At 71.8% G+C, this 12,791-nt stretch carries 15 protein-coding genes; 10 read left to right on the top strand and 5 right to left on the bottom strand.

The genetic code is table 11. From position 1 onward, the window contains the following. Positions 1-170: 170 nt before the first annotated feature. Entirely contained in the window at positions 171-521 is a 351-nt protein-coding gene (locus tag P5G50_RS02975; protein WP_301211607.1) for an ArsR/SmtB family transcription factor, read from the top strand. A gap of 7 nt (positions 522-528) precedes the next feature. On the opposite strand, the gene P5G50_RS02970 is transcribed toward P5G50_RS02975, so the two are convergent. The 4 genes from P5G50_RS02970 to P5G50_RS02955 all read right to left on the bottom strand — a co-directional run bounded on the left by P5G50_RS02970 (position 529) and on the right by P5G50_RS02955 (position 3,789). After that, a complete protein-coding gene (locus tag P5G50_RS02970) occupies positions 529-1,710 on the bottom strand; it encodes a heparan-alpha-glucosaminide N-acetyltransferase domain-containing protein (protein ID WP_301211605.1) in 1,182 nt (393 codons plus the stop codon). Between the two features lie 113 nt (positions 1,711-1,823). Further along, positions 1,824-2,645: an OmpA/MotB family protein gene (locus P5G50_RS02965; RefSeq protein ID WP_301211602.1), complete on the bottom strand. Its 822-nt coding sequence runs from the start codon at positions 2,643-2,645 to the stop codon at positions 1,824-1,826. Position 2,646: 1 nt separating this feature from the next. Then, a complete protein-coding gene (locus P5G50_RS02960; protein ID WP_301211591.1) occupies positions 2,647-3,468 on the bottom strand; it encodes a motility protein A in 822 nt (273 codons plus the stop codon). A 33-nt stretch (positions 3,469-3,501) separates the two neighbouring features. Continuing rightward, positions 3,502-3,789, bottom strand: a complete 288-nt coding sequence (locus P5G50_RS02955; protein ID WP_301211589.1) for a flagellar FlbD family protein — start codon at positions 3,787-3,789, stop codon at positions 3,502-3,504. A gap of 134 nt (positions 3,790-3,923) precedes the next feature. Here P5G50_RS02955 and P5G50_RS02950 point away from each other — a divergent pair, with 134 nt between their 5' ends. Both P5G50_RS02950 and fliN read left to right on the top strand, forming a co-directional pair. Further along, the gene (locus P5G50_RS02950) at positions 3,924-4,799 is read left to right on the top strand and encodes a flagellar motor switch protein FliM (protein ID WP_301211587.1); all 876 of its coding nucleotides are present in this window, start codon (positions 3,924-3,926) and stop codon (positions 4,797-4,799) included. A gap of 14 nt (positions 4,800-4,813) precedes the next feature. After that, positions 4,814-5,536 (top strand): flagellar motor switch protein FliN, encoded by a 723-nt coding sequence (fliN, locus tag P5G50_RS02945; protein WP_301211585.1) that lies wholly within the window; start codon positions 4,814-4,816, stop codon positions 5,534-5,536. Between the two features lie 67 nt (positions 5,537-5,603). Here fliN and P5G50_RS02940 read toward each other — a convergent pair whose 3' ends face one another. Then, on the bottom strand, positions 5,604-6,353 hold the full coding sequence (locus P5G50_RS02940; protein ID WP_301211582.1) for a formylglycine-generating enzyme family protein: 750 nt from the start codon (positions 6,351-6,353) through the stop codon (positions 5,604-5,606). 133 nt (positions 6,354-6,486) lie between these two features. Here P5G50_RS02940 and fliO point away from each other — a divergent pair, with 133 nt between their 5' ends. The 7 genes from fliO to P5G50_RS02905 are packed head-to-tail and all read left to right on the top strand — an operon-like array spanning position 6,487 to position 12,788. Next, entirely contained in the window at positions 6,487-6,942 is a 456-nt protein-coding gene (fliO, locus tag P5G50_RS02935; protein ID WP_301211579.1) for a flagellar biosynthetic protein FliO, read from the top strand. Then, entirely contained in the window at positions 6,939-7,790 is an 852-nt protein-coding gene (fliP, locus tag P5G50_RS02930) for a flagellar type III secretion system pore protein FliP (protein ID WP_435870820.1), read from the top strand. Before fliO ends, fliP begins: the two co-directional genes overlap by 4 nt. After that, positions 7,787-8,062 (top strand): flagellar biosynthesis protein FliQ, encoded by a 276-nt coding sequence (gene fliQ, locus P5G50_RS02925; protein WP_301211577.1) that lies wholly within the window; start codon positions 7,787-7,789, stop codon positions 8,060-8,062. The genes fliP and fliQ overlap by 4 nt, the downstream gene beginning before the upstream one ends. Beyond that, entirely contained in the window at positions 8,062-8,823 is a 762-nt protein-coding gene (locus tag P5G50_RS02920) for a flagellar biosynthetic protein FliR (RefSeq protein ID WP_301211575.1), read from the top strand. Before fliQ ends, P5G50_RS02920 begins: the two co-directional genes overlap by 1 nt. Then, entirely contained in the window at positions 8,820-9,917 is a 1,098-nt protein-coding gene (locus tag P5G50_RS02915) for an EscU/YscU/HrcU family type III secretion system export apparatus switch protein (protein WP_301211573.1), read from the top strand. The genes P5G50_RS02920 and P5G50_RS02915 overlap by 4 nt, the downstream gene beginning before the upstream one ends. Then, a complete protein-coding gene (locus tag P5G50_RS02910; RefSeq protein WP_301211571.1) occupies positions 9,914-11,962 on the top strand; it encodes a flagellar biosynthesis protein FlhA in 2,049 nt (682 codons plus the stop codon). Before P5G50_RS02915 ends, P5G50_RS02910 begins: the two co-directional genes overlap by 4 nt. Next, positions 11,940-12,788, top strand: a complete 849-nt coding sequence (locus tag P5G50_RS02905; RefSeq protein WP_301211569.1) for a hypothetical protein — start codon at positions 11,940-11,942, stop codon at positions 12,786-12,788. Before P5G50_RS02910 ends, P5G50_RS02905 begins: the two co-directional genes overlap by 23 nt. Positions 12,789-12,791: the final 3 nt, after the last annotated feature.

Below are 12,791 nucleotides of genomic sequence, written 5' to 3'. Positions count from 1 at the left end.
CCGGGCGGTGTCAGCAGCAGTCGGGCGAGCAGGAGCCGTCCGGCAGAACCTGGCACTCGTCGGTGTCGCAGCATCCCATGATGATTCTCCCTTCTTCATCGACGCTTGTCGATGAACCAAGGGTGAACGAATACATTGACGTTTGTCAATGTATCGGCGAGAATCGACCCATGACGACCACCGAGCTGCTGCCGCTGCGCGATCTGCAGGCGTGCTGCGCGCCCATCACGCGCGAGGTGATCAGCGAGGAGAACGCGGTCTCGGTCGCGAAGGCGATGAAGGCGCTCGCCGATCCCGCGCGCCTGCGGCTGCTGTCGATGGTTGCCGCACACGACGACGGCGAGGCCTGTGTGTGCGATCTCACGGAGCCGCTCGGGCTGTCGCAGCCGACGGTGTCGCACCACCTCAAGATCCTCGTCGGGGGCGGCTACCTGACCCGGTCCAAGCGGGGCACATGGGCGTACTACCGCATCGTCCCCGGCTCGCTCGACGCGGTCGCCTCGTTCCTCGCGGGGGTGTGAGGCCGTCTCAACCTCCCGAGCGCGCCCGATCCGCGCGCGCCTGCGTCGCAGAGCGCCCCGCCGCCGCGGCCGCCCGGCTCACCGCGATCTCGAACGGCCCGCGCACGCGGAACACGGCGAGCAGGGCCCCCAGCGCGCTGACGATGGCGATGTTCAGGAGCGCGGCACCCCATCCCGCCACCCACCAGGGCTCATCGCCGAGCGGGAGGGTGGAGGCGAGCGCCGCGATCACGGCGAGGGTCAGGATGTGCAGCACATAGGCGCTGAGCGGCGCCGCCCCGGCCGCGATGAAGGGCCGCAGCAGGGAGGCCGCCCGCGGCAGGAGGGCGAGCAGCAGCAGGCATAGTCCGACGACGGCCGCGCTGACGCCGAGGCCGCGCAGCAGGTCGAGGACCGTGCCGGAGTGCGGGAGGCCGAGCAGGATGCCGGTCGCGTCCCCGGTCGGGCCGCCATACTCCTGGGCCTCACCCGGGTCGGCCGCGGCCGGGAGCAGCGTGAGGGCGGCCGTCGAGAGGACGGCGGCGACGAAAGCGGTCACAGCGCCGGCCCCCGCCAGCGTGCCGGCGAAACGCGTCGCGCGGCCCGCGGCGACGGAGGCGATCGCCGCCCGTCCGAGCAGCATCCCGACGAGGAGGTACACCAGCCACGTCAGCGCCGGGTACGTGCCGGTCAGCAGCACGGCCCGCACGAGCTTCAGCGGGTCGCCGAGGTCGAGGAAGCCGGGGGACCACAGCTCCGAGATGGTCTGCAGGTCGTCGCGCAGCCACCAGTTCAGCACCGGCACGACGAGCGCGAGCACCGCGCACACGCTGAGGACGATCCAGCGCCGGGCGGTCAGCAGCGGCACGGCCAGCCACATCGCGACACCCAGGTAGACGAGCACGATCACGGCCTGCTGCTGCAGCACCGCGAGCACGAGACCGACGGCGACGACGCAGCCGCCCCGCGCGAGGAGGGCCGCGCGGGCCGCCCACGCCTCCCCGGCCTCCAGGTACCGCCGGGAGGCAAGAGCCACGCTGAACCCGCTCACCACGGCGAACAGGGTCGACGCGTTGCCGGTCACGAGCCAGCCGGCCACCGGTCCCTGCTGGTCGTAGGGAACCGTGTGGGCGACGATCATCCCGGCGATCGCGAGGAACCGCGCCAGGTCGAGGCCCGCGAGCCGGGCGCCGGATGCCGTCAGTTGCACAGCGACAGCCTCCCGCATCCCGGGCCCCTCGTGCGCGCGATCCCAGCGAAGCCGCAGCCGGGAGGAGCGAAGCCGCAGCCGGGAGGAGCGAACCCGCAGCTGGGAGGAGCGGCTCAGCCCGTGGTGGTGCCCGCCGGAGCCGTGCTCTGCAGCGCCTGCGGGATGAGCTGACGGATGCGCTCCGGCTGGTTCGACAGCACGACGATGTCGACGCGGCGGTTCAGGGCGAGCTCCTGGTCGCTGGCCCCGCGGGCGGTGTCGAGCGGGCGGGCCGAGCCGTAGCTGATGGCGGCGATGCGCTCCTGCGGGAAGCCGTCCTGCTCCACGAGGTGGCGCAGCACACTGGTCGACCGGCCGGCGGCCAGCTCCCAGTTGGTCGGGTAGGGGGCGCCTGGCGCGCGGGAGTCGGCGTGACCCTCCACGGACACCTGATACGCCTCCGGTCCCAGGATCGGGCCGATCGCGTCGAGCACGCCGACCGCCTGCGGGCTCAGCTCGGCGCGGTTGGAGGCGAAGAACGTCGACCCGCCGACCAGGCCGATCGTCAGTCCGCGCTCGTCGATCTTGAGCTGCACGGCGTCCTGCAGCCCCTCGTGGGTCAGGGCGGCCTGGATCTTGTCCTTCAGCCGCTCGAGGTTCTGCGCCTCGCGCTGCGCCAGGGCGAAATCGGTCGTGTCGCCCTTCTGGTCGACGTGTGCCGGAGGGACGACGACACCGGAGGCGGTGTCCACCTTCTCGGTCTTCACCTGGCCGAAGCCGGTGGCCAGCGAGTTCTTCAGCGCCTCGAACTTCTTCGCGTCGACCGTCGACATGGCGAACAGCACGATGAACATGCACATGAGGACGGTGACCATGTCCATGTAGGAGGCCATCCAGCGCTCCTCGTTCTCGTGCTCCTCCGGCTCCTCGTGCTTGCGGCGGCGACGCGCGGACATGTCAGGCCGCTTCCTCGGCGCCGAGGCCGAGGTCGGCGCTCGAACCGGTGGCCGCCTTGGCCTTCGCGGGCTTGCCGTCGCCGTCCGGCACCATCGCGCGCAGGCGCTCGCCGAGGAGGCGCGGCTGGCTCCCGGCCTGGACCGCGAGCACCCCCTCCATCAGCAGGTTCATGCGCTCGACGTCGAGCTCGGAGAGCCGGCGCAGGCGCGCGCCGAGCGGCAGCCACAGGAAGTTCGCCGACAGGAGGCCCCACAGCGTCGCGACGAACGCGCTCGCGATCATCGGGCCCAGCTCGCCGGGCTCCGCCAGGTTCTCCAGCACGTGCGTCAGGGAGACGACCGTGCCGATGATGCCGATGGTCGGCGCGTAGCCTCCCATCGCCGAGAAGAACTTGGCGGCGACGCGGTCCTTTCGCGAGCGGGTCGCGATCTCGTCCTCCAGCAGCACGCGCAGCTCGTCGCCGTCGGTGCCGTCGGCGATGTTCTGCAGGGCGCGCTTGAGGAACGGGTCGTCGACAGCGTCCGCCTCCTGCTCCATCGCCAGGAGGCCGCTCGACCGCGCCTTCTCGGCGAGGCGCACGACCTCGTCGATGACCTTGGCCGGTGGTTCCACCTTGCCGCGCAGGGCGCGCGGCAGCGACTTCACCGCGGTCAGGAAGTCCTTGATCGTCCCGCTGGCGATGCCGACGGCGATGGTGGCGCCGAAGACGAGCACCATCGGGGCCGGGAGGAGCAGCGCGCTCAGGTGCGCGCCCTCCATCGTCACCATCGCCACGACGGCGCCGAACGCCAGGACGATACCGATGATGGTCGCCGGATCCATGCTGTGCCTCTTCTCGATGCTTTCTCGGTCGCGCTACTTCTTGGTCGCGCGCAGGGGGACGGCGCGCACGCCGCCCTCCGCCTGGTCGAGCGCCGGTGCGGGCACCGGACGCGGCCCTGCCGCAGGCAGGTCGTGGGCGAGCGCGATGACGCGCGCCCGGTAGGTCGCGATCTTCTCGATCACCTCGGCCATGGACTCGGTGACGATGAACTTGGCTCCGTCCACCATCACCAGCGTCGTATCGGGACTGGCGTGGATGCGCTCGATCAGGTCGGGGTTGACCGCGAACTGGGTGTCGTTCAGTCGGGTGACGACGATCATGGGCGCGAATCCTGGTCTCGGCTCCGGGTGAGCCGTCACCGTACCTATCGGTCGGGTACGGGTCGGCCGTTAGGGGGACCGGGGGAGGCGGAGCGGCGCTAACGGACGGCCGCTGGCTGCCGATAGAGAGGCACGTGACCCTCCTGCACGCTCCCGCGACGGACGCGCCGGTGTACGACTTCCGGCGTCCGACGACGCTCGCGCGCGAGCACTCCCGTGTGCTCGAGCTGGCGTTCGAGACCTTCGCCCGGCAGTGGGCGACCCAGCTCACCGCCAAGGTGCGCGTGCTCAGCCAGGTGACCTGCGACTCCGTGCAGATGCAGACCTACGACGAGTACGCGGCCTCGCTGCCGGCGACGACGGCGATGGTGCTCTGCGAGCTCGACGGCATCGCACCGAAGGGCGTGATCCAGTTCCCGACCGTCGCCGCCCTCTCGTGGGTGAACGCGATGCTCGGCGGCTCCGGCGTCCCGGCCGTGGCCGAGCGCACCTTCACGCAGATCGAGCACGCGCTCGTCCGCCGGCTGATGGACGACGCGCTGGAGGACCTCCGCTACTCCCTGGGATCCCTCCTGACCGCCTCCATCGGCGTGGCCGCCATCCAGTACAACTCGCAGTTCGCCCAGGCGGCCGCGACGACCGAGCTGATGATCGTCGCCGCCTTCCAGCTGCGCGTCGGCGACAGCGTCGCCTCGGCGACGGTGGCGCTGCCGGCCATCGCGCTCCTGCCTCAGCTCGGCGAGGCCAACCCGACCAGCAGCACCGAGGACGCCCGCGAGCTGATCGACGCCCAGGTGGCGCGTGTCCCCGTGGAGGTGTCGCTGCGACTCGCGCCGGCGACCGTCAAGCCCAGCGTGGTGCTCGGGCTCGCGGTCGGCGACCTCCTGCCCCTCCCGCATCCGAACCACCGGCCGTTCGATCTCGCCGTCGGGGGCCTCCCCGTCGCCGCCGCCGCCCTGGGCTCCAGCGGCTCGCGGCTGGCGTGCGTGATCGTGTCGACCGAGGACTGAAGAAGGCTGAACCGATGAACAACCTCACCATCGCCCCCGGCGACACCCTCTCGCTCGCCCAGGCCCAGTCGGCCGCCGAGGCGCTCGCCGCGGTGCTGCCGACGGGCGTGCCGCTCTCGGCGCTGCTGGAGTCGGGCCGCTCGTTCGAGGGGCGCACCGCCTCCGCGGTGGTCGCCAGCTTCGTCGGCGCGGTCTCCGCGGACCTCGCCGTGGTGCTGCTGGAGGCGCCCACTCTCGTCGACGACGGCGCGGAGGGCTCGCCGGTCGTCGCCCTGCAGGACGTGCTGCAGCCGGCGCTCGAGGCCGCCGCGGCCACGCTCGGCGCCGGGGTGCTCGACGACGCCAGGATCGAGGAGGCGGCCGAGCTCTTCGCGGACCCGGGCACCACGGTCTTCGCTCTGAACGGCGCCGGGGGCGTCGCGGGCTGGTTCGCGCTGCGCGGCCGCGCCTCCACCCTCCCGTCGCGGCCCACCGCGGGTGCGATCGCCGGCAAGCTGGCCCGCATCAGCAACGTGGAGATGGCACTCACGGTCGAGATCGGCCGTACCCGCATGGCGGTGCGCGACGTGCTCGCCATGGAGCCGGGCGCCGTCATCGAGCTGGACCGCTCGGCGGGATCGCCGGCGGACGTGCTGCTCAACGGCCGCCTGATCGCGCACGGCGAGATCGTGGTCGTCGACCAGGACTACGCGGTGCGGATCACGAAGATCCTGGACGCGGCGGAGGAGCTGGACTGACCGCAGAGGGGGCCCGACACGCCGTCCGGCTCGCGCGTCGACGGCGTGTCCGGACCCCTCTGTGCCGTCAGCGCCGCGGCGTCCAGCCGGGCGGGAGCGGCCCGTCGATCGCCGCGCGCTCGGCGTCGGCGCGCGCCGACCAGCCCTGCGCCTCTGCGTCGGCGTCGAAGCCGCCGCGGGCGACCCGGAAGCCGACGTCCTCGTGCCGGGACTGCGGCGGACCACCCCGGCGGGTGGAGGCGCGCACGCTCCACGCGTCGTCGGCGAACCCGCCGCCGCGGAACACCCGGTAGTCGTCGTAACGCGCCGGATCGAGGTGGTCCCAGCACCACTCCCACACGTTGCCGAGGGTGTCGAACAGGCCGTACAGGTTGGGGAGACGGCCGCCGACCTCGGCCGGCGCGGTGAGGCCGTCGGCGCTCGTCCACGCCACCTCGGCCAGCGGGCCGTAGTGCGGGCCTGTGGAGCCGGCGCGGCAGGCGTGCTCCCACTCGGCCTCGGTCGGGAGCCGGTAGCCGTCGGCGTCGACGTGCCAGGTGACCTGGTCGCCGTCGACCGCGTACGCCGGGTCGAGTCCCTCCCACTCCGAGGCGGCGTTGCAGAAGCGGACCGCGCGCAGCCAGCTGACGCCGGTGGCGGGGCGGCGGGGATGGGAGGCGGGCTCGCCCAGCAACTCGGCCACCTGCTCCTCGGTCACGGCGTAGACGCCCAGCTCGAACGGCTCCAGATCGACGCTCCAGCGCCGCTTGTTGCGCGCGTCGTGCAGCTGCACCGTGCCGCCCGGCACGCGCGCCAGCTGAATCTCGCTCTCCCACACCCTCCCAGCCTCCCATCTCGCGCAGCAAACCGCCGAGTACTCACGAATTCGCCCGAAAACCGTCGAGTACGCGGACAATCTGCGTACTCGACGGTTGCTAACGGCGGAGGACGCCCGGCCGATAGAGGGTGCCGTGGAGACCCTGTTCGTCGCGTTGCGCGTGATCGTCGTGCTCGGGGTGATGGTCGCGCTGCTGTGGTTCGTGCAGCGCCGCATCACCAAGGGCCGCTCGGGCGCACGCGGGCGGCGGGGCAACGCGGTCACCGTGGTCGGCCGGCAGGGCGTCGGCCCGAAGGCGTCGGTCGTGGTGGTCGACGTCGACGGCAACCGGTTCGTGCTCGGCGTGACCGAGCGCCAGGTGAGCGTGCTCCACACGGGTGAGCGTCCGCAGGAGGCGGAGGTCACCCAGCTCGCGCCTGTGCTCGCGGCAGCGGAAGCAAGCGCGGCACCGGACACATCAGACAGGCAGGATGCCGACTTCCTCACGGCGCAGGGACGCGCCTCGGTCTTCGACGAGGCACTCAAAGGCTCGATCCTGTCACCCGCGACCTGGCGGCAGGCGAGTTCGGCGGTGCGGCAGCGCCGGTGACGGGCCGCGTCGCCGGGCGCCTCGCGCGCACCGGCCGACTGCCCCGTCTCGCCGCCGCCGTCCTCCTCGTCGCCCTGATCGCGCTCGCGTTCGTGCTGCTCGGCGCGACCGGCGCGCACGCCACGCCCGTCCCGACACCGTCCGGGCCCGCAGGGCCGACCGGCGCGACCGGTGGCGGAGGCATCACCCTCGACATCAACGGCCCCAACGGCACCCCGAGCGCCGCCATCGTCACGCTCGTCGGCATCACCGTGCTGTCGGTCGCGCCCGCGCTGCTGCTGATGATGTCGTCGTTCACCAAGATCTTCGTCGTGCTGGCGATCACCCGGAACGCGCTGGCCCTGCCCTCGATCCCGCCGAACCAGGTGCTCGCGGGCCTGTCGCTGTTCCTGAGCCTGTTCATCATGAGCCCGGTGCTCGTCGACATCAACAACTCGGCGGTGCAGCCGTACCTCGCCGGCCATCTGGACTTCACGGGCGCGATGCACGCGGCCGAGGGTCCGCTGCGCGCCTTCATGGCCTCCCACACCCGTGAGGAGGACATCGCGCTGATGACGCGCGCCGCCGGCCGGGCGAATCCCGACAACATGAGCGCCGTGCCGCTGCTGACGCTGATCCCGGCGTTCATGATCTCGGAGCTGCGCGCAGCCTTCATCATCGGCTTCGTCATCTTCGTGCCGTTCCTCGTCATCGACATGGTGGTCTCCGCTGCGCTGATGTCGATGGGCATGATGATGCTGCCGCCGGTGATGATCTCGTTGCCGTTCAAGATCCTGCTGTTCGTGCTGGTCGACGGCTGGGGGCTCATCGTAACGAGTCTGATCCAGAGCTACGGAGGCGGCGGATGAACGCGCACGCCGTGCTCGACATCGCCATGCAGGCGCTCATGGTGACCGCGAAGCTGGCCGCGCCGATCGTCGTGACCGCGCTCGTGGTCGGCTTCGCCATCTCGCTCGTGCAGTCGATCACCCAGATCCAGGAGGTCACACTCTCGTTCGTGCCGAAGGCGGCGGCCGTCGCCGTGGCGCTGATCGTGTGCGGCCAGTGGATGATCAGCGAGCTGGTGTCGTTCACCCACGTGCTCTTCGAGAAGCTCCCGCAACTCCTCGGCGGCGGCTGATGAACATCCCGATCGACCTCGCCGCGATCGAGACCGTCGCGCTGGCGTCGCTGCGCATGGTCGCGTTCCTCGTGATCGCGCCGCCGTTCTCGTACAACGGGTTCCCGGCCCAGGTGAAGGGGATGCTCGCGATCGGCCTCGCCATCGCGGTCGCGCCGCGCGTGGGCGTGGGGTACCAGCCGGGCGACACGGGCGCCTTCCTGCTCGACATGGTGAAGGAGCTCGCCGTCGGAGCGACGCTCGGGTTCCTCGTCTTCCTGGTCTTCGCGGCCATCCAGTCGGCCGGAAGCCTGATCGACCTGTTCGGCGGCTTCCAGCTCGCGCAGGCCTTCGACCCGCAGTCGATGATCAACGGCGCGCAGTTCACCCGCTTGTTCCAGCTGACCGCGCTCGCGCTGCTCTTCGCGAGCGGCGGCTACCAGCTCATCATCGGCGGCCTGGTCCGCACGTTCAGCGCCGTGCCGCTGGCGTCGGGGCTCGGGATGGCCGACCCCGTCAAGGCGATGGTCGACGGTCTCACCCAGATGTTCCTCGCGGCGCTGCAGATCGCCGGGCCGCTGCTCGTCGTGCTGTTCCTCGCCGACGTGGGCCTCGGCCTCCTGACCCGCGTGGCCCCGGCGCTCAACGCCTTCTCCCTCGGCTTCCCGCTCAAGATCATGCTCACGGTCGTGCTCGCCGCGATCGTGTTCGTCGCGCTGCCCGGGGTGGTCTCGGGCATCACCGGCACCGCCGTGAAGACCATGCTGGGGGTGACGCCGTGAGCGACGCGCAGGAACGCACCGAGCAGGCGACCGACAAACGGATGAAGGAGGCCCGCGAGAAGGGCCGCCTCGGCAAGTCGAACGACCTCACCGCCTGGGTCGGGGTCGGCGCCGCCGCGATCATGCTGCCGTTCACCCTGCAGCTCGGCACCGACGCGGCCGTTGACCAGCTCTTCTCGGTGCGCTCGGTTATCGAGAGTCCCGACCCCGGCAAGGCGCTCGCCGCGCTCGGCGACGGGCTCGGCAGCATCATGGCCACGATCGGCCCGCTGCTGGCGGTCGGCGCCATCGCGGTCATCGGAGCGGCGGCCGTGCAGGGCGGCGTGCACCTCAAGAAGCTCGAGGGCAAGTACGAGCAGTTCAACGTCGTCGCGGGCCTCGGCCGCATCTTCGGCATGCGGGCGCTGTGGGAGGGCGCGAAGACCCTCCTCAAGTCGGCCGTCGTCGGCATCGGCCTCTACCTCGTCGTGCAGGGGCTCATGCCGGTGCTGCTGACGTCGGGCAGCATGTCGCTGACCTCGCTGCTGTCGGCGGCGCAGGGAGGCTCGGCCGGCCTCCTGCAGGCAGCGGTCGGCGCGGGCCTGGTGCTGGCGGGCCTGGACGTGCTCGTCGTGATGCGCCGCAACCGCAAGCAGACCCGCATGACCAAGCGCGAGGTGCGCGACGAGCAGAAGAACAGCGACGGCGACCCCCTGGTGAAGTCGCAGCGCCGCTCCCGGCAGCTCGCCATGAGCCGCAACCGCATGATCGCGGCGATCGGCGGCTCCGACGTGGTGCTCGTGAACCCCACCCACATCGCCATCGCCATCAAGTACGAGCCGGGCAAGTCGGCTCCTCGCGTGGTTGCGAAGGGCGCCGGCGCGATCGCGCTGCGCATCCGCGAGAAGGCCGAGGAGGAGCGGGTGCCGATCGTCAAGGACATCCCGCTCGCCCGGGCGCTCCACGCCAGCTGCCAGCTCGGCGACGAGATCCCGGTCGAGCTCTACAACGCCGTCGCCCGCGTGCTGGCCTTCGTGATGTCGCTGAAGGCGCGCGGCTCGGCCTCCGGCTTCCACACCATGACCACCCCCGCACTCTCTGGAGGGCTCACATGAGATCGACCGCTGCCAAGGTGGCCGTGCCGATCGGCGTCGTCGGCATCATCATGCTGCTGGTCGTGCCGGTGCCGGCCTGGCTGCTCGACACGCTGATCATCGTGAACATCATGCTCGCGCTGGTGATCCTCCTCACCACGATGTTCGTGAAGAAGCCGCTCGACTTCTCGGTGTTCCCGTCGCTGCTGCTCGTGGCGACGCTGTTCCGGCTGGGCCTCAACGTCGCCTCCACCCGCCTGGTGCTGGGGGAGGGGTACGCCGGGCAGGTCATCCAGGCGTTCGGGCACGTGGCGGTCGGCGGCTCCATCATCATCGGCGCCGTCGTGTTCCTGATCCTGATCGTGATCCAGTTCATCGTCGTCACCAAGGGCGCCGAGCGGGTGGCGGAGGTCGGCGCGAGGTTCACCCTCGACGCGATGCCCGGCAAGCAGATGGCGATCGACGCCGACCTCAACGCGGGCCTGATCACCGAGGAGCAGGCGCGGGAGCGGCGGGCGGAGGTGTCGGCGGAGGCGGACTTCTACGGCGCGATGGACGGCGCCTCCAAGTTCGTCAAGGGCGACGCGATCGCGGGCATCCTGATCATCATCATCAACGTCGTCGGCGGCATCGCGATCGGCATGCTGCAGCGCGGCATGGAGCTGGGCGACGCGGTCAACGCGTACACCCTCCTGACCATCGGCGACGGCCTCGTGACGCAGATCCCGGCGCTGCTTATGGCGGTCTCCACCGGCATGATCGTCACGCGCTCGAACGCCGAGAACGAGATGGGCACGACCGCGAGCGGCCAGCTGAGCCAGTCGCGGCAGGCGCTGACCATCGCGGGCTGCGCGGCGATCGTCATGGCGTTGATCCCCGGCATGCCGCCGATCCCGTTCGTGCTGATCGGCGCCGCGCTGATCCTCGCCGCCCAGCGCATCAAGACCGCGCAGGCGGCGGCGAAGAAGGCGAAGGCCGCCCAGGCCGCGGTCGCGGGAGCGACCAAGCCCGAGACCACGGAGGACCTCATCGAGCAGATGCGCGTCCACGCGCTCGAGATCACGCTCGCGCCCGATCTCGTCGACATCGTGAGCGGCGCCTCCGACGACCTCCTCTCGCGCATCCGCGCGCTGCGCCGCAAGATCGCGCTGGAGCTCGGGATCATCGTGCCCCCGGTCCGCACGCGCGACAGCGCCGACCTGCCGCCCTCGACGTACGTCGTCAAGATCGCCGGGGTGGAGGCCGGACGCGGCCAGGCGCCCGGCGGCCGCGTGCTCGCACTCGGTGACGCCCTCGACGGGCTGCCGGGCACCCCGACCATCGAGCCCGTGTTCGGGCTCCCCGCGAAGTGGGTGCCGAGCGAGATGCGGCACAGCGCCGAGCTCGGCGGCGCCACCGTGATCGACCGCGTCTCCGTGCTGATCACGCACCTGTCGTCGGTCATCACGGCCAACGCGGCGCGACTGCTCACCCGCGAGGACGTGCGGCAGCTCACCGAAGGCGTCAAACAGGTGAACCCGCCGGCGGTGGAGGAGCTCATCCCGGCCCTGCTCAGCCTCGCCGAGGTGCAGCGGGTGCTGCAGGGGCTGCTGGTCGAGCAGGTGCCGATCAACGACCTCCCGCGCATCCTCGAGGCGCTGGCCCTGCGCGCCAAGGTGTCGAACGACCCGGAGGGGCTCGTGGAGGCCGCGCGCGCCTCCCTCGGCCCAGCGGTCGTCGCCCCGCACCTCGACGGCGGGCTGCTGCGCGTCATCATGATCGACCCCGGCCTGGAGCAGACCATGCTCGAAGGCCTGCGGCCGGGCGAGAACGGCACGCAGATCGTCCTCGACCCGAGCCGGCTGGAGGCGGTGCTCGGCTCGGTCAAGCAGACCGCCGCCGCCCTCGACGACGCCGGCCTCTCGGCCGTGCTGGTGTGCGCGCCCGCGCTGCGGCCCGCGATCCGTCGCCTGGTCGCCGGGCAGGTGAGCGGCCTGCCGGTGCTGTCCTACCAGGAGGTCACCGCGGTCCAGGCGCAGATCGAGACCGTGGGGGTGGTCCGGGTTGCCGAGCCGATCGCGGCCTGAGTGGCTCGGCGCCGACGCCCTCGGCGACGTCTACGGCGACGACGAGGTGCTGCCGGCGGTCTCGACGTCGTCGCTCGCGTTCCAGGCGATCCTCGACGACCTGGTGCGGGCGGTGGATGCGCCGGCGGCGGCCGCTTCGCCTGCGGCCGGGGCGACTCCTGAGCCCACCGCCGCCGCGCTTGTCGCGCCCGCCGCTCCCGCGTCTCCCTCCGCAGGCGAGCAGGCACCCGAACCCCCGTCGAGTGGTGACATGACGTCACCACTCGACGCGAGGAGTGACATCATGTCGCGACTCGAGGGGTGGGAGACGGGGCATGACGACGCTGCGCCGCACGAGCGGGACGCGCGGGCCGCACGACGCGTGCCCGAGCGGCTGCGCGGGCGCGGCGACCTCACGCTCGTCGTCGGGCTCGGCGGCGACGCCGACGCGGCCGCGCGCCTCCTCGCCGCCAGCGCCGGAGCGGAGGTGCCGGTGCTGCCCGTCCCCGACCGGCGCGCCGCCCTCGCCGCTCGCGCCGACGGCGTCCGCACCGACCGCCCGGTCGTCGGTGTCGTCACGCTCCCCGGTCCGCTGGCCGTGGCCGAGTTCGCCGTCGACCTCGCCGGCATCGAGCCCGACCAGGTCTGGGCCGCCGTGGACGCCTCCCGCAAGGACGAGGACACCGCCGCCTGGGTCGCCGCCGTCGACGCGGTGCTCGCCGTCGACGCCATCGCCGCCTCCAACGCGGCCCTCACCGCGACCCCGCTCGCGATCGATCGGCTCGGGCATCCGGTGCTGTGGCTCGACGCGCCGCCTGCCGCGCCCGTCGACCGCCGGATAGGCTGAACG

This window comes from Leifsonia williamsii, assembly GCF_030433685.1.
In the GTDB taxonomy this organism is placed as follows: domain Bacteria; phylum Actinomycetota; class Actinomycetes; order Actinomycetales; family Microbacteriaceae; genus Leifsonia; species Leifsonia williamsii.
The sequence above is the reverse complement of the archived record's forward strand: the minus strand, read 5'-3'. Positions and strand labels throughout refer to the sequence as shown.